The sequence below is a fragment of the Methanococcus aeolicus Nankai-3 genome (genome assembly GCF_000017185.1).
Taxonomy (GTDB): Archaea; AGJL01; Methanococci; order Methanococcales; family Methanococcaceae; genus Methanofervidicoccus; species Methanofervidicoccus aeolicus.
The window spans coordinates 1,205,547-1,223,292 of sequence record NC_009635.1; the positions used below are offsets into that span (position 1 = coordinate 1,205,547).

18 protein-coding genes are annotated in these 17,746 nt (G+C 28.6%); 11 read left to right on the plus strand and 7 right to left on the minus strand.

Annotated elements, in window-relative coordinates; genetic code table 11:
* Positions 1–100: 100 nt before the first annotated feature.
* The 4 genes from mptA (at position 101) to MAEO_RS05830 (ending at position 3,671) form a co-directional block, all read left to right on the plus strand.
* On the plus strand, positions 101–1,030 hold the full coding sequence (gene mptA, locus MAEO_RS05815; protein WP_011973857.1) for a GTP cyclohydrolase MptA: 930 nt from the start codon (positions 101–103) through the stop codon (positions 1,028–1,030).
* 177 nt (positions 1,031–1,207) lie between these two features.
* Positions 1,208–2,452 (plus strand): ATP-grasp domain-containing protein, encoded by a 1,245-nt coding sequence (locus MAEO_RS05820; protein WP_011973858.1) that lies wholly within the window; start codon positions 1,208–1,210, stop codon positions 2,450–2,452.
* Positions 2,412–2,963: a transcription factor E gene (tfe, locus tag MAEO_RS05825; RefSeq protein ID WP_011973859.1), complete on the plus strand. Its 552-nt coding sequence runs from the start codon at positions 2,412–2,414 to the stop codon at positions 2,961–2,963. Before MAEO_RS05820 ends, tfe begins: the two co-directional genes overlap by 41 nt.
* Before the next feature lie 174 nt (positions 2,964–3,137).
* Positions 3,138–3,671: a TIGR00295 family protein gene (locus tag MAEO_RS05830; protein WP_269593223.1), complete on the plus strand. Its 534-nt coding sequence runs from the start codon at positions 3,138–3,140 to the stop codon at positions 3,669–3,671.
* A 47-nt stretch (positions 3,672–3,718) separates the two neighbouring features.
* On the opposite strand, the gene MAEO_RS05835 is transcribed toward MAEO_RS05830, so the two are convergent.
* From MAEO_RS05835 to MAEO_RS05860, 5 genes are all read right to left on the minus strand, one after another.
* Positions 3,719–4,606, minus strand: coding sequence for a type II secretion system F family protein (locus MAEO_RS05835; RefSeq protein WP_011973861.1), 888 nt, complete (start codon positions 4,604–4,606; stop codon positions 3,719–3,721).
* Positions 4,607–4,657: 51 nt separating this feature from the next.
* Entirely contained in the window at positions 4,658–5,686 is a 1,029-nt protein-coding gene (locus MAEO_RS05840; RefSeq protein ID WP_011973862.1) for a type II secretion system F family protein, read from the minus strand.
* A gap of 12 nt (positions 5,687–5,698) precedes the next feature.
* Positions 5,699–7,333, minus strand: coding sequence for a CpaF family protein (locus MAEO_RS05845; RefSeq protein ID WP_011973863.1), 1,635 nt, complete (start codon positions 7,331–7,333; stop codon positions 5,699–5,701).
* Between the two features lie 36 nt (positions 7,334–7,369).
* A complete protein-coding gene (locus MAEO_RS05850) occupies positions 7,370–8,374 on the minus strand; it encodes a transcription initiation factor IIB (RefSeq protein ID WP_011973864.1) in 1,005 nt (334 codons plus the stop codon).
* Between the two features lie 158 nt (positions 8,375–8,532).
* Positions 8,533–8,832 carry a Gar1/Naf1 family protein gene (locus MAEO_RS05860; protein ID WP_011973865.1) on the minus strand — a complete coding sequence of 100 codons (300 nt, stop codon included), beginning with the start codon at positions 8,830–8,832 and terminating at the stop codon, positions 8,533–8,535.
* 564 nt (positions 8,833–9,396) lie between these two features.
* Between MAEO_RS05860 and MAEO_RS05865 the strand changes: the two genes are divergently transcribed.
* The 4 genes from MAEO_RS05865 to truD all read left to right on the plus strand — a co-directional run bounded on the left by MAEO_RS05865 (position 9,397) and on the right by truD (position 13,403).
* A complete protein-coding gene (locus MAEO_RS05865; protein WP_011973866.1) occupies positions 9,397–10,452 on the plus strand; it encodes a radical SAM protein in 1,056 nt (351 codons plus the stop codon).
* A 135-nt stretch (positions 10,453–10,587) separates the two neighbouring features.
* Entirely contained in the window at positions 10,588–11,079 is a 492-nt protein-coding gene (locus tag MAEO_RS05870) for a PUA domain-containing protein (protein WP_011973867.1), read from the plus strand.
* Between the two features lie 195 nt (positions 11,080–11,274).
* Positions 11,275–12,120, plus strand: coding sequence for a hypothetical protein (locus MAEO_RS05875; RefSeq protein WP_011973868.1), 846 nt, complete (start codon positions 11,275–11,277; stop codon positions 12,118–12,120).
* Between the two features lie 83 nt (positions 12,121–12,203).
* Complete coding sequence (truD, locus tag MAEO_RS05880) at positions 12,204–13,403, plus strand: tRNA pseudouridine(13) synthase TruD (protein ID WP_011973869.1); 1,200 nt, start codon at positions 12,204–12,206, stop codon at positions 13,401–13,403.
* Here the strand turns inward: truD and MAEO_RS05885 are convergent.
* On the minus strand, positions 13,397–14,068 hold the full coding sequence (locus tag MAEO_RS05885) for a hypothetical protein (protein ID WP_157196829.1): 672 nt from the start codon (positions 14,066–14,068) through the stop codon (positions 13,397–13,399). The two genes, truD and MAEO_RS05885, sit on opposite strands and share 7 nt — an antisense overlap.
* 8 nt (positions 14,069–14,076) lie before the next feature.
* Positions 14,077–14,961 carry an RIO1 family regulatory kinase/ATPase domain-containing protein gene (locus MAEO_RS05890; RefSeq protein ID WP_011973871.1) on the minus strand — a complete coding sequence of 295 codons (885 nt, stop codon included), beginning with the start codon at positions 14,959–14,961 and terminating at the stop codon, positions 14,077–14,079.
* A gap of 181 nt (positions 14,962–15,142) precedes the next feature.
* Between MAEO_RS05890 and MAEO_RS05895 the strand changes: the two genes are divergently transcribed.
* From MAEO_RS05895 to MAEO_RS05905, 3 genes are all read left to right on the plus strand, one after another.
* Entirely contained in the window at positions 15,143–15,736 is a 594-nt protein-coding gene (locus MAEO_RS05895) for an SIS domain-containing protein (RefSeq protein ID WP_390893651.1), read from the plus strand.
* A gap of 121 nt (positions 15,737–15,857) precedes the next feature.
* Entirely contained in the window at positions 15,858–16,946 is a 1,089-nt protein-coding gene (locus MAEO_RS05900; protein WP_011973873.1) for a 3-dehydroquinate synthase II, read from the plus strand.
* Between the two features lie 24 nt (positions 16,947–16,970).
* Positions 16,971–17,717: a geranylgeranylglyceryl/heptaprenylglyceryl phosphate synthase gene (locus MAEO_RS05905; RefSeq protein ID WP_011973874.1), complete on the plus strand. Its 747-nt coding sequence runs from the start codon at positions 16,971–16,973 to the stop codon at positions 17,715–17,717.
* Positions 17,718–17,746 lie beyond the last annotated feature (29 nt).

Below are 17,746 nucleotides of genomic sequence, written 5' to 3' on the forward strand. Positions count from 1 at the left end.
ATGTTAATGTAATAGTTATATGGTCAATGACATATATAGTTAAATAGGATTATATGTGTAATATGGTGTAAATATATTTTTAATAATTATCGGTGAAATAATGTTTTGTGATGTTCAAGCAACGGAACCTGATGTAAAGGTATCATTAACAAGGGTAGGAATTACAAATTTAAAAAAACTAATTAAAATTACAAGGGAATCAAAAAGACCCATAATATTGCTTCCAACTTTTGAAGTTTTTGTAGATTTACCAAGCTCCCAAAAGGGAATACATATGTCAAGAAGTCCAGAAGTAATTGAAGAAATTATAGAATCTATGGTCGATAATGAAGTATATGGAATTGAAGAACTTTCTGTGGACATTATAAAAAAATTGTTCGAAAAACACGAATATGCGACAAGGGCAGAAGTTTTAATGTATGGAGAATATATGATGGAGGAAGAATCCCCCATCACTAAGCGGAGCTCCCAAGAAATTTGTAAAATTATGTCGAAAGCTCATGGTACAAAGGATGGGAATAACAATATAATAATTAAAAAAATGGTGGGGGCTGAGGTTGTAGGTATCACAGCATGTCCTTGTGCTCAAAATCTTTTAAAAGAAAAAGCCATTAAAAAATTAAAAGAAAAAGGATTTTCTGATGAAGATATTAAAAATATACTGGATTCTGTCTCAATAGCCACCCATAACCAAAGAGGAATTGGAACAATTATGATTGAAGTGCCTGATGGTTATGAAGTGGGCATTTCTAAAATTATAAATATTATTAAAAAATCAATGAGTGGGGAAGTATATGAGCTTTTAAAACGAGTTGATGAAGGATATGTCGTAGAGGAAGCACATAAAAATCCAAAATTTGTTGAAGATTGTGCAAGAGAAATGATAAGAAGAGTTGTTGGAGAGTTTAACTATCTTCCAGATGATACAGAAGTATTGGTAAGACAAGTCAATAAAGAAAGTATCCATAGGCATGATGCTTTCGCAGAGCGGAGCTCCACATTAGGGGAGTTAAGAAATGAATTGAAATAACATACACGAATAAGTAAAATTTTGAGATTTTTTTATCTTTTTATTTTTATGGTTTGTTCGGGAACTCATTATGGATATTTTAAGCATATTTTCATTAATCTTTTGACCTATGATGAACACAATTTTTGAACAAACTATAATATTTCTATTTTTTAAACAATAGTTTTCAGTGATTTTATGAATATATTGGTAGTTGGAGTTAATACTCGACCGATTGCAAATTCCGCGAAAAAATTAGGGCATACAGTTTATTCGGCATCATATTATAATCCAATGGATTTAAATGCAGATGTAAAGGAGTATATTGTAGATGATAATAATCATGGACATTTTTATGACCACTATGACGAAAAAAAACTTTTAAATATGGCGGAAAATATAATTAATAATTACCATATTGACCATGTGGTTATAGCATCAGGAATATTTGAAAATGCAAATTCAAAAACACCAGATTGGGATGTTATAGGCAACACACCAAAAAAAATTAAAACCGTTAGTAATAAATATAATACATCCAAAAAATTGGAAAATTTAGGATATGATATCCCTGCAACATATGTTGCATATAATTCAAAACAAATTGAGAAATATTTATATACTCTAAATTATATAATTATAAAAACCGTTTATGGAAGTGGGGGGACTGGGGTTCATTCTCTAAGTTTGGATAATCTCGATTGCGATGTCCACGATGCAATTGATAATTTAAACTTACAATATCCTGTTGTAGTTCAGGAAAAAATATTTTCAAGTAGTTATAGTGCTTCATTTATTGGTTCAAATTTTCTATGTTTCAATAAACAATTGATTAATAACAATATGTATGTTGGGAATATAACCCCATATAAAATTAACAACATCGATAATGTCAATAAGTGCATTGACTCATTTAAGGATATAATGTCTTCATTTGATTTATCTGGTATGAATGGAATTGATTTTATGGTTAAGGACAATGTTCCAGTTATAATTGAGATAAATCCAAGAATATTGGGGACATTTGAAACAATAGAACTATCTTCAAATAAAAATTTAATGGATTTGATTATTAAATATGGGGGAGTTAATAAAAGGAGCTCCCCTGAATTACCAAGATTAATAAATCCAAATAATCAATATTTGAAAAAAATATTGTTTGCAAAACAAAAAGTAATAAGTTATATCGGAGCCCAAAATAATTCACAAAATCTCAAACATATAAATCAAGTTTTACAATCCCATAAATTTTCCAAAGAAAAATTTGGTGACATTAGAATATGTGATATACCAAAATATGGAGCTATAATAGAGAAAAATGAGCCACTAGCGACAACAATTATTAAAGCATCCGTCATTAACGACACAATAATAAATAATATTTCAAAGATGGTGGTTAATTATGAATATGACAAAAGAAGATGTATACGATATGTTAAATAATCCAATCATCCAACAAGTATTATTGGAGATATTGGGTGACGATATTAATGGATTTAATGTATTAGAAGCCCTCACCGAACTGACAGAAGTTACAGACGATGAAATTTCAAGACAATTGGATTTAAAATTAAACACTGTAAGAAAATTACTTTATAAATTATATGACGCTCGGCTTGTAGATTATAATAGGGAAAAAGATGAAGAAACAAACTGGTATAGCTACACATGGAGGGCAACATTTACAAAATTACCGGGGGTCGTTAAAAAAAGGATGGAACAACTGTTAATCGACCTTAAAGAACAATTGGAGGTTGAAGAAAATACTTTATTTTTTTATTGTCCAAGATGTGAATTCAAATATTCTTTCGACGAAGCAATAGATTATGGATTTAGATGTTCGCAATGCAATGGAGTTTTAAAAGAATACAATAATAAAAATGATATATTAATGATTAAAAATCAAATAAAAATAATTGAGGAAGAATTAGCCCTCAATCCTTTATTTTCTTAATTTTTTGACCTATGTCCCAATTCATTTAGATTTATATGTTGGATGATTATTATGCCTGGAAATAATGATTTTTTTTTAGAATCGGATATTATAGATAAATTAAATATTATTTATAAAATTAATTTCAATAATCCTTGTTTTTATAAAGAATACTATGATAAATACTTGAAATATATATTTTCAAGGTCATTTAAATTTAAATTTATCGAATCTTATGAGTTATTGCATTCATCATGTGATAACAATGTAATTATGCACTGTTTGACGGTATCTTTATATGCCTATGAAATTGCATCGAAAATAAAACAGAAAAATGATATATCTGTTGATTTGGACTTAATTATTTTGGGGGCCCTATTACATGATATAGGTAGAAGTAAAACTCACAGCATATCCCATGGTGTTGAGGGTGCGAAAATATTGAAAAAATACAATTATAATGACAAAATAATTCGAATCGCTGAAACTCATATTGGTGCAGGAATTCCAAAAAATGAAGCAATTGAATTAAACCTTCCGCCAAAGGATTACCTACAAAATACATTGGAGGAACAAATAGTGGCACATGCTGATAACCTTATATCGGGGATAAAGATAGTAAGGATTAATGATGTTATTGATAAATTTAAGAAAAATACAAATGAAAATCATCCGTCAATAAATCGCATTATAAATTTAAATAAAAAAATAAATGATTTAATATTATGAATTTATAGTTATATTTTTTGAAGGACTTCTTCGGAGCTCCGAATCTGTTATGAAAATAAAAATCCCGAACCCATTGAAATACCATAAAACACAACAATCCCGCCAGTCATACATATGGCACAGGTAATAATCATTCTACTTAAATTTAATCCAAATAATGGAATGGAAAATAATAATCCAAAAATACCAGTTCCTAGCTGTATTAATTCGTAGCATTTTGCTATTTGCTCGGGACTCGGAGCAGGCATATTTGGTGACATTGTAGATAATACTGTTAAATATCCTCCAATTAAACCAGCTGTGGCAGGAATAACTCCACATAAAATAACTAAACCAACAACAAGACCATTTGCAGTTGTACTTAATAATTGCTGTTTAATATTCATTAAATCTTCAAGAGTTTTTGCAAGTGTTCTAAGGGTTGAAGCGAGCTCTCCGCCTTGTTTCCTATTTTCTATTATTAACCTACCAATCTGTCTAAATACCATAGAATCTGAATTTTCTGTTATGGTGGTCATAGCATCTTCAAAACTATATTTTTTTTCTATAATTAAATACAATATTTTCATAAATTCTTTGTCTACTCCATTAACTCCTGCATTTATAACTTCTTCAATAGCTTCTGTGACGGAACGACCAGAATCAAGCGATAGCGTCATTACATATAATGCCTTAGGTATATTTTTTTCAAACTTTTCAATTTTTCCTTCATATATAATGGAAGGAATACTTAGGAAAACACCCAGATAAACTAAAAACAATATAAATGTAGTTTTAATATTTAAATGCATAAAATGATTAAATAATAGTGGGATAATAATCGAACCAAAAATGGTTAATCCAATATATAATTTTGCATTGGTTTTAATCCCTGATTTTCTCAATATAAATATATTACGGGATATGGTGTAGCTGTAAATTTGTTTTAAATCCATATTTTCACCAAATAAGAATATGAGTATATGGGGGAGTATGACCAATATATATTACTCTATTTTTATTTTAACAAATATTGCAAACATAATTGTAGATATTGGTCCTATTTTAGTTAAAACTAAATCAATAGTATTATTGATTCCATCAAAACCCCCTCCCCCGGTCAATGCAGATTGAAGCATACCTGAAAATGGTAGTATTAATCCAGTTCCAAATACGAGGTTTCCTAAATTTCCAATTTGAAATTTAGAATTGTCTAATGTAGACATGGTTTCTCTAATAATTTCGCCATATAAATTTTGCAACAATAATTGACCTTTACCTTGATTTGAAGCAGTTATTAATTGAGCATATAATTTTTCCATCAACGAAATGCCTGTCCTATTTTTAGCTCGTTCAAGAGATTCTTTAAAATTATATCCTCCTCTCACAATATCATATATAACATTTTTAAACTCAAAAGATACTATCCCATAATCTGAATTCGAGCCTATATTTTTTATACATTCTTGAAGTGATGCACCAGAGTTTAACATTGAAACCATATGTAACATTGCCATCATTATTTGTAATTTCACTTCTCCTTTAAATAACATTAATTTTATTTTTGGATAAAATATGCCCCCAATTAAAAATAATAAAAATACAACAATACTTTGAGTTATGGCATATATTACATCCCCATCGACTAACTGAATCATCAAAAATAATACGCCAAAACCAAAGGATTTAATAAGGGTTTTTAAAAAATAGCCATTTAAATCACTAACGCCAATATATTGATAATCTCGTTTAGATGGTAAAAATGAAGTTTTATTAACTGTTTCTACTAAGGATTCAGAGGATTTTGATAGAAAACTATCAGAGGGGATTATTTCTTCAATATTTTTTACAATTTTTCCATCCTCGTATGATTCGTAAAATTCCAATTCACCTTCTTCGAATAGTTTTTTTAATACCCTAATCCCTTTAATTGGTGTTGATGTGGCAGATATGCTTTTTCTTTTTTTAAACCCTAATTTATATAATAAATTATTGACAAATATTTTAAGTGTGCTATCTTTTTTAGCTTGTGCCATATTAACCACCAACTATCCAATCTTGCTCATAACTTTTTCCGGATTTTCTTGATAACTCAATATAATTTTTCCAACATTTTTTATGCCGTTAATATTATTATTAATCATATATTTCAATACTTCTTCCCTATCTATCCTATCTTTTATTAATTCGGTTCTGTCAATACCTGCAATTCTACAAACTTCTTCTTCCCACATACATATACCAGTTTTAACAATCTCGTCATTCATACCGTCATATTTAAACAATTCAGTTTTGGTTATGTTCTCTCCTTCTCCCCCTATTTCCATTATACTTAATATCCTTCTAATGGTTTTTCTATTTCTTTTAATTCTTTGCTGGTTTATAATAAAATCCAATGCTCCAACCATAATTTTGGGAACTGACATCGGAGGATTAATTAATCTAGAAATGGCCTCATCGGCACTGTTTGCGTGAAGTGTTCCAGAACAACCGTCATGCCCTGTATTCATTGCAGTTAATAATGATTGGGCCTCTGGGCCCCTAACTTCTCCTACAAATATTCTATCGGGCCTCATTCTTAAAGTGTTTTTAATTAAATCATTCATTGTAACTTCATATCCTTCAATACCTGGTCTTGCAGGTCGGGTTATCATTTTAACAACATGTTTATGTGGAATTTGTAACTCGGGCGTATCTTCAACAGTTATAATTCTATCGGTATACATTGAAAATAGTGAAACGACATTAAGGGTAGTAGTTTTACCTGAACCAGTACCTCCTGCAATCAGCGTATTTGCGGGCTTTGAACCAAAATAACCTTCAACAGCTTGCCATAAAAATGCAGCAAGCTCTATATTAAATGTCCCAAACTTTATTAAATCTACAATAGTTAACGGGTCTTCTGAGAATTTACGTATTGTCAGGGTAACTCCATTTAATGTTACATCTGGTGTTGTAGCATTTACCCTACTACCATCCGGTAAAAAAGCATCTAACATTGGAGTTCTTGAATCAATGGTTCTATTTGCCAGCATAGCAATGCCTTCAACAACCCTCATTAATTCATTATTATCTAATTTCATATGGGTTTCACACATATCATATTTTCTATGTGCAACAAATGTAGGGGCACTATTTCCATTTACCATTAATTCCTCTAAATTACTATCATGCAATGGTATTTCTATCAATCCAAGTTTTCCCAATGATAAATAATAATATTTGGATAGTGATTCAATTTCCTCTTTTTTCAATATTATATTATATCTTTCACAAAATTCGCTTAAATATTCCCTTAGATTTTTTATATCTTCGAAAATTTTACTACTAAGTTCGTTTTTTAGATTATCTAATATTTCTATTGAGAATTTATCCCATATTTTATCTAATGAGTCCATTTCGGGCACGGCATAATATATGACGCCATTAATTTTTTCAAGAACTATATCAAATGGAGCTCCATCAACAGTTACTTCATAACTATCAATAATTTCCTTTTCCCCATAAGATTCATCGCCCATATATTTTGCAGTTGAATCTGTTTTGCCTATTGAATTTTGAGCTGTATTTTTTTGCAGGGAAGTTATTTTATTTTTAGTATCTTTGGGAGCTCCTACTTTACTTACTTTACTTTTATTTAATGTTCTGGATGTTGGTTTTTTTGATTTATCAAATAGTCCCATATTATCACTACCATATGAATTATTGTATATATGGGTTTATAATGTTACATCAATATCTAAATGTTCGGTTAATTCTTTATATCTGTTCCTTATGGTGACTTCGGTAACCCCTGCAACATCTGCGACTTCTCTTTGGGTCTTTCTTGTTCCATGTAAAACACTTGCAATATATATGGCAGCAGCTGCAACCCCTGTTGGTCCCCTCCCACTGGTTAATCCTTTATCGCCTGCTTTTTGAAGTATGGATATGGCTTTTGATTCAACTTCCCCTGGTAATTTTAGTTCGGATGCAAATCTTGGCACATAATCAATTGGGCTTGTTGGGGCCAACCTTATTTTTAATTCTCGGGATATAAATCTGTATGTCCTACCTATTTCTTTCCTATCTACTCTGGACATTTCTGCAATTTCGTCCAGCGTTCTTGGGACTTTACATCTTCTACATGCTGCATATAATGCAGCCGCAGCTACTCCTTCAATACTCCTTCCCCTAATTAGTCCTTTTTCCACAGCTCCCCGGTATAAAACCGCAGCATTTTCCCTAACATTTCTAGGTAATCCTAATTTTGAAGCAATTCTATCTAATTCCGACAATGCAAATGCTAAATTTCGTTCCGACGCATCTGATACCCTAATTCTTCTTTGCCATTTCCTTAATCTATATAATTGTGCCCTTTTATCGGCCGAAATGTCCTTCCCGTAGCTATCTTTATTTCTCCAATCTATCACTGTGGATAATCCTTTATCATGGATTGTGTATGTCATTGGAGCTCCTACCCTACTTCTCTTAACCCTTTGTTCGTGGTCAAATGCTCTCCATTCTGGACCAACATCAAATAAATTGTCCTGTAAAACACATCCACAATCTTCGCATACGATTTCTGCCTTTTCATAATCTTTAATTATGTTTTTACTATCGCACATAGGGCATACTAGCTCTTCGTCTTTTTCGACAATGACACTTTTAGATGCATGCAATTCACTTAATAATTGTTTTCTTTCTTCAATATTTTTCTTTTTTGATATTAGTTTAATATCCATAATAACACCAAGAAGCCAAATATATGGGGCATAGTGAATAAATTATAACATTGAATTTACCCAATAATTTCCAAGGGAAATTATCGGATAGAAGCGAAGCTTCTATACCCAAATCAGAGATTTGTGAATTCCCGAGGAATATGGTAAAATTAACTATATTATTTTTTCCCAAATCTTTTTCCACTATCTCTTTTATTTCTTCTTTTTTTATCTTCATTTGAAATATATGCCTCCTGCGATTTAAGGGCACTTTCTGCTGTTGAATCGTTTAGCGGGATTATTTTTACATAGGGCTTATTCGCAGGTCCAAAAATATCGTAAATTTTACCTATTTTTTTTTTACCATCTTTAAAAAAAACGAATGAATTTATTTGTGGTTGGACAGATGTTATCCCGATAAGTTTTCCTTTTGGAGTTCTATGTAATAATTTTACTTTTTTTAAAATAATTACACCCATGATAATATATTTAATTATATATATAGAATAATTAATTTATTGATATGTAACATTGAAATTTATTGTTAATAAATATTCAATAGATATTCATAGTATATAAATGTTTCGAAAAACATATATAGGTATTTTTCTTTTTTCAAAAATATGGTTTAGATTGTAGTATATGGGAGCTCCCTGCAATAATAAACTATTGTAAATAAAATACTGTAAATATATATTATTAAATATGAGTTAATTTAACTTATTTTTTCTGACCTTTTGAACAATATATATTAATATATGGGGAACAGTTATTGAAGATTAACAGATAGTCAATCTTTGGTCTTTTTCAATAAACCGTCTCAAAATCGCAAAGCGATTTTTACGATCGTATAAATTTTTCAGAGAAAAATTTAGAGATCATATTAAAGCTAAAATCTTTATCATGTCGCCAACAAATGAAGAAATTTATAATAAGTTAGGACAGATAAAGGACATTTATTGAAGATTAACTATATATGATAACCATATATACATATTATGCCATAATAGAAATTTTTAAAATTAATATTTATAGGGGATACAATGGATGCCATAGAGGTATTTGAAAATTCAATAAAAGCATATAAATTAACCACAAAAAATTTTGGAAACAATATTGATTTAAAGAGAGCTCTGTTTTTAGGGTGGTATTGTAATTTAACAGACCCATGCAAATTTTGTTTTATGTCCTCTCAAAAATCAAAAATAAAGAATCCATCAATTGCAAGAAGAAGACCTGAGTCAATGTTGGCAGAAGCCATAATTATGAAAAGAATTGGCTGGAAATTAGAATTTATTTCTGGGGGTTATGATTATAATACAAATGAATTAAATGATATAATTGAAATGATAGCCCATATTCAAAAATCAAAGCAGTATATTAATGTAGGTATTGTAGATTTTGAAAATTTAAATTTGGATACAATTGAAGGCGTAGTTGGGGCAATTGAAACCGTTAATCCTAACCTGCATAATGAATTATGTCCTCAAAAACCAATTGAACCCACAAAAGAAATGCTTTTAAAGGCAAAAGATTATAATTTAAAAACAGGAATAACCATAATATTGGGGCTCGGGGAAAAGGAGGAAGACATTGAAGAACTATTAAATTTAATTGAAGAACTAAATTTAGATAGGATTACATTTTATTCCCTTAATCCACAAAAAAACACAATATTTGAGGGAGCTCCCTCAATTACCACCATTGAATATATGAACTGGGTATCCTCTGTTCGTTTGAACTTTCCAAAACTTGAAATAATTACTGGAACTTGGGTGGATAAATTAACAAACATTGGACCATTGGTTATGAGTGGGGCAAATACTATTACAAAGTTTCCATTATTTAGTATGTATGGAAAAAAAGAAGGTATCACCGTCGAAAATGAGATAAAATCAACTGGAAGAGAATTAATTAGTTCCTTTTCTGATATTGAAGCACTACAAGGAAAAAAGAAACTAAATACGCCACAATATATTGATGAAAATATTAATATAAGTGATAAAAACCTTGAAATATTGTCTGCTCTTGAAAACGATATAAATAAAAAAGTGGACATGTATGTGTCAAAAACATTAAAAAGAATTAATAAAAATTAATAAATTAAGTAAATTATATGGTTTAATTATAATAGTAATAAAAAATAGATAATAAACAAAATAGTTATTATATATTATCCCATTGTATATTATATATAGATATAAAATATAGAAGCTATTGTAGCTGTTGATATTATGAAACACAGACATTTAAAAGATGAAGAATTAAAAATAATTAAAACTCAATTAAATAATTATATTGATGTATCTCTTTTTGATTTCGATAAGTTGTATATAATGGAAGATGAAAAAATCGAAGTAATATATGCCACAAAAGAAGTAATAGAGAATGCCCATAAATTTACAAATATTCATTTTATTGGAATATCCTTTGGCTCATTTGAATTAAAACAAACCGGAAAATATAAATTTACAATGTCATTAGAGGGCATGTCTATTATTGCCGACAATATCTCTAAAAATTATATTGTAGTCAATGATAAAAGTGAAACCTTATTTTTATATGGTCGAGATATATTTAAATCCTCAATTATTGAGATGAATGGGGCCGGAAGAGTTGCCGTATTGAATGAACAAAGGGAGCTCCTTGGAATGGGAAATTATGCCGGCGGAGATATTGTTAAAACTGTGGTTGATAAAGGATGGTATTTGAGAAAAGGGGGCTAAATAAATAATAAAAATAAAATAAATAATTATATATAGTCAATCTTCGGACAATTTCACTAAACCCATATATTAAAATGCAAAATCACCATAAAATTAGCAAAAATAAAACAATATTATAATGCGTTGGGACGGATTAGGGACAGTTTTTGAAGATTAACTATACTCATATAATATAGCAAGTTGCAAGGTTATAAAATGAATCTACCCAAATCAAAGATTTGTAAATTTTCTGACGAAAATAAAATAAACTCAAAAGAATTAATTGATAAAATATTAATAGATATATACAATAATTTAGATGAATATTCAAAGGATTTAATAAGGGCATATAATTTTGATGTGGAATTTAAGAATCTATACCTTGTAGATTGCGAAACAGGTAAAAAGAAAATATTAAAAGATTTAATAGATTGTGAATATATTGAATCATTTGAAGCACTTCCAAGAAAATATAAAATAAAAAAAGTGGATATGAAACAATATAATGAATATATTTTAACAATCCATTTGAACTCACGAAAATCAGACCATTATTCATTTGAAAAATATAATTATGAAGTCATACCCCCAGCCGTTATATTAACTAATGAACATAGGGACAGAATACAACAATGGAGCTCCCTGACTGATGAAGAATTAGATGGAGTATTATTTGAATTTGATAAATTACTCGGAAATATATTAACGGAACTTACTGGCGATAAAAATAAAGACGATATTGTAATATTTATGGATGTATTTATGGAATTGGAAAAAATTGTCAATGTTGTTGATGATTCTAATGATATATTGATGATATGGATACATCCACTATTTGTTTATTCTGATAGGGACATACTTAAAGGATTAATTGCATATGAATTATCGAAATACGACAAAAAATGGCTTGAAAAACATTATAAATATATTTTAAAATATTGCAAAGAATACAATCTATTAACAGGTAAAAATTTAGAAATTTTAAAGAGAATTAGGGAAATAGCCATAAAAAGAAAGGATAACAACACAATAAACATAATCAATGAGTTAGAATTTATCTAATTAATTAATTTTTTTTATTTATTATTAATCTTATATTGGTATTTATTATTTATTAATTATTTTAACATTTCAGGTAATATATTATGAAATTAAGGCAAACTAATGGCGATTTCATTGTAAATGAGATATTGGACAATGAATTTATAAAAGAAAATCCATCGGGCAATTATAGTTTATATATTTTAAAAAAATCAAATATTGAAAATTTAAAGGCATTAAATTATATCTCTAAAAATTGCAATATTCCGATAAATGATATAGGATACTGCGGTTTAAAAGATAAATATGCTATAACAACACAATATATTTCAATACCTACAAAATACGATAAAATTGAATTAAATGAGAAAAATTTAACATTAAAATATTTAAAAACAATAAATAGTCCCTTAAAAATTGGTAGTTTAATGGGAAATTCTTTTAAAATTACAGTTAGGGCAATTGATAAAAACGATTTTTCAAATATTTCTAAAAATTTACAGAATTTGGAGCAAGGAGCTCCTAACTATTTTGATGACCAAAGATTTGGAAGTGTATTTCATAATCAATTTATAGCAAAATATTATTTAAAAGGAGAATATGAAAAAGCATTAAAAATAATACTTACAGAATATACAAGAAGTGAAAATAAACGAATAAAGGACTTAAAAAGAAACATAAAAAAGAACTGGAATAAATGGGACAATATAATAGAATATATTAAAAATAATAAAATAAACAGTAAAATGTTTGTCAACATTATAAAATATTTAAATAATCCAGAACGAAATAACAACTATAAAGAAGCTTTTAAATATGTTGATAATCGATTAAAAAAGCTTTTTGTATTATCCTATCAAAGTTATTTATGGAATGAATGTATAAAGGAGCTCCTAAAAACTAAACTACCAAAGGAACAAAGAAAATATGTAGATTATAGCTGTGGAACATTCTTATATTATTCAAAAATAGATAATGAATTATTTAATACCTTAAAAAAAGATAAATTCCCAACCATCGCCCCCGATATAGATTATAATAATCATAAAGACGAATACTATAACATAATATTAAAAATATTAAGAAAAGAACGAGCCTCTTTAAAAGATTTTAATAATTTAATGGAATTAAATAAACTGTCTTATGTGGAACGGGATATATTAAATATTCCAAAAAATATTAAATATGGGGATTTTGAGCCCGATGAGTTTAACAAAGGAAAATATAAAATAACAATAGAATTTGAATTAAATAAAGGTAGTTATGCCACCATAATCATAAAAAGAATATTTAATATTCAATAATATATATCAAAAATATATTTATTCCATTTTTCCCATAAATCTGTAGTATTTTTATTTATTTCAAAGAATCCCATTATCATATAATAATTTCCTATTTTTCTAACATAACAATAACTTGTTGTTGTATTTCCGTAATTAGTCGTATATGTGTATTTAATGTAATCTCCATATTTAAATTGCATATTTGTTTTTTGGACTGAAATATATTCTGGATTATCCAAATCAGGTTTATAATTTCTTATATCGAAATTTATGGCAACATTATTCAATTTATATTGTTTTATTTTTCCCTCTTGACTTCCTTTTGTTAAGTCAATGGTATTGAAATAATTTAAGTCGGGCATAAATAAACTATTTAATGGTATTTTTTTGGAATAATCAATATTATAATTTATTGTATTTGTATTATTATTTGTAGGAGTGGTATTTTCTACATCCCGTGTATTTGTGGTATTTTCTTCTTTTGGTGTTATATAATAATATTCGCCGTTATTTGTTATACTATTATTATAGTTTTTATCTGTTGTTGGTGTATTATTTATCGGGTTGTTGTTTATGTCAGTTTGGGAGCTCCCAAATTTATCATATAATATATATGCTCCCATCATTGTAATAATAATTAAAAGAAGTGGGATAATTATATTGTTAGTATTTTTATCCATCATAGCACCGATTAACCGCCAATTATGTAATTATAAATTTTATTTAAATCTTCATTTATGCCGTATTTTTTAAAATGTCGTAATATATTACCTATATCTCTTTTTAAATAAAATTCTATATCTTGGCTAAATTCTCCAGGTATTTTATCGAATTTTTGACCTTCTTCATTTATATTTAGTGCCTGTGGGAAGTCGATTATAATAAAATCTCCATCTTCCTTAATTAATATGTTAAATTCGCTTAAATCACAATGAACATAATTTAATTTATACATTTTTTTTATTTCTTCAATTATGTCCCAAAATAATTTATAAATATCAACATCTAATTTTTTTAAATCAACCTTTTTTAATTCCGCTCCGTCTATTTTTCCCATAATTATGGCATGTCTATTTTGTTCGATAGGTTCTGGGACTTTTACAATTGGAAATAATTCATTTAATACTTCAAATTCCTTTTGAGCCGTTAATCTTGAAGCATAAAGCCAACTAATATGTCTTTTTTCTGCCAAATAACTTCTATATCTTTTCCCCATTGAAAAGCAAGTTCTTCCTATATTGTGGAATTTTAGCACTGCTTCTCTTTTATTTGTGAGTATTACATTATATACATCCCCTTCTTTTCCAACACCTAATTTTCCACCTATTGCAGATAGGAGCTCCTTTTTAATAAATGTGTTCAATGCCAAGGCATCATATCCCCAGTGGGATAGTCGGTATCCATAGGAGCTCCTATTGATTAATTTATGTTTATCCAATATTCTCAATCGATATAGTGCCTCTTTTTTATTTGTTTTGGTTTTTTTAATTATTTCAAATAATGGCACCCATTCATAATGTTTCATGGATATTTCTATGATTTTTAAAGTTCTCCATTCATTATCATTTAATTCCATAATTGTGTTAATTATTCTGTCTATATTTGCACCCTTTGTATTTTTTATGTTTTTTATATATTTTTTATTATTATTTTATTTTAAGTTTTATGTTTTTTATATATTGTTTTTATTGTTATATTTTTATATGGTTGTTAATATACACATAATAAATATGCAGTGTAATATTATATTATTTTTGGTGATTAAATTGAATACCAAACCAATAAAGGAACTTATAAAAAAACTAGAATTATTCTACAAACAGGCACCAACTAATTCGGATTTACTATTAAATAATATAATTAATACAAAGTCCGAAAGCTCGAAAATATATATATATGGTATTGGGCGAAGTGGTTTTGTTGGAAAGGCATTTGCTATGAGATTGATGCACTTGGGATTTAAATCCCATTTTATCGGTGAAGCAACATGTCCAGCAGTATCCAACAACGATTTATTAATCGTAGTGTCAGGAAGTGGGGAAACATATTCAATTGTTAATTTATTAAATAAAATAAATAAAATAAATAATAAATTGGAGTTAAAAGGCAAAAATAAAATAAAAATAATATCCATAACACACAATAATAATTGCACTTTAAAAGAATTATCGGATTTCATTGTAAATTTAGCTATTGACGAAAGTGATAAAACGGAAAATAAATGTTTTCCCATGGGGACCCTATTTGAAGAAATTGCCTTTATTTATTTGGATACCATAATATACAATTTAATGGAAAAATTAAATATCTCTGAAGAAGATATGAAAAAAAGACATTGTAATTTTTTATAGGAAAACCTATTTTATAGAATAAAATCAATAAAAATAAAATACTAAATAATATATAATTATAATTAATTTAAAAATATAAAAGATATAATATAAATAAAATTATTAATAAAAAGGTGATTTTATGAAATTTGGATGGATAATGGCAAATGATGAGGATTGGGAAGAAAGAAAAGAAACAGTAAAAGATTCCCTTGAAAGTTCAATACCTGCTGTGATGGTTTATGAAGAAGATATTGAAAAAGTTAAAGAATTAGGAAATATTAAAACAATATCTAAAAATCCAAATTCTGACATCGTAGTAATCGATAAAGGCGACGATTTAACTATTTTATTTGATGCAAAAAAAGAAGGAAAGGAAACTGGCGTATTTATCTCTATCGAATGTAAAGAGGATGAGGAATACGCATCAGAGGTAAGTAGATACGATTATGTGGATTACATAATATTAGAGGGAAAAGATTGGAATATTATCCCATTGGAAAATTTAATTGCTGATTTATTTGATGAAAATATAAAAATAGTTTCATTGGCAAAAGATATAAATGATGCAAGAACAGCTTATGAAATACTTGAAAGGGGAGTTGATGGAGTTCTTTATGTCCCAAAAGATATAAATGATGTAAAAGACTTTGCAACATTAATTGAAAAAATGAATTCTGAAAAGTTGGATTTAGATTGTGCTACAATTACGAAAGTTGAGGCTATTGGAAGTGGGGATAGAGTTTGTATAGATACATGCTCAATGATGGAAATGGGAGAAGGTATGCTCATAGGCTCATATTCTAGGGCTTTATTTTTGGTGCATGCTGAAACTGTGGAAAATCCTTATGTTGCCACACGACCATTTAGAGTAAATGCAGGTCCTGTTCATGCCTATGTATTATGCACTGGAAACAAAACAAGATATTTAAGTGAATTAAAAGCTGGCGATGGGATATTGATTGTAGATAAAGATGGAATGACAAGAGAGGGAATTGTAGGCAGAGTAAAAATAGAAAAAAGACCTTTGATGTTAATTGAAGCTGAATATGTGGGGGGGGAAATTGTAAGAACCATAGTACAAAATGCTGAAACAATCAGATTGGTTAATGAAAATGGAGCTCCTATATCTGTGGTAGATTTGAAGGTGGGCGATAAAGTAAAATTAAAAATAGATACTAATGCTAGACATTTTGGAATGGCTATACAAGAAACAATAATTGAAAAATAAATATTTAGTGTATGAGGAACAAAAATGTTTGGAAAAGTTGAAGAAAAATTAAATAATGTATTAAAAACAGAGGGAGCTCTCTATTTTATACTCATAGACCCAGACGAAAAAAACTGTTTAGAAATAGCGGAAAAGGTAAAAGATTATGCAGACGCCATAATACTCGGAGGTAGCATAGGCATCACAAATTTGGACGAAACTACAAAGCAAATCAAAGAAATTATTGGGGATATTCCTATTATATTATTTCCCGGAAATGTAGATGGTTTAACCCCTTATGCTGATGCAGTGTTTTTTATGAGTTTTATGAATTCAAATAATACTTATTGGACTACAACGGCACCAACATTAGGGGCAATTACTGTAAAAAAATATAACTTAGAACCTATCTCAATGGCTTATTTAGGTATTGAACCTATAAAAAGAACAGCCGTTGGATTTGTTGGCGAAGTAAATGAGATACCACAGCGAAAACCTGAAATAGCAGGAATGTATTGTCTATCAGCTAAATACTTTGGTATGAGGTGGGCATATTTGGAGGCAGGAAGTGGTGCGGAGCTCCCCGTTAGTAATGAAATTATAGGCATATCAAAAAAGTTGAGCGGAATAAATATTATTGTGGGCGGAGGGATAAGAACACCTGAAACAGCATATCAAAAGGTTTTAAGTGGTGCTGATGCCATAGTCACAGGAACACTTATTGAAGATAATCCCGATGCAGTAAAAGAAATGAGAAATGCCATTAAAAAAGCAGGAATAGATAAATTATAGTTAATCTTCAATAACCGTCCCTTATCCGC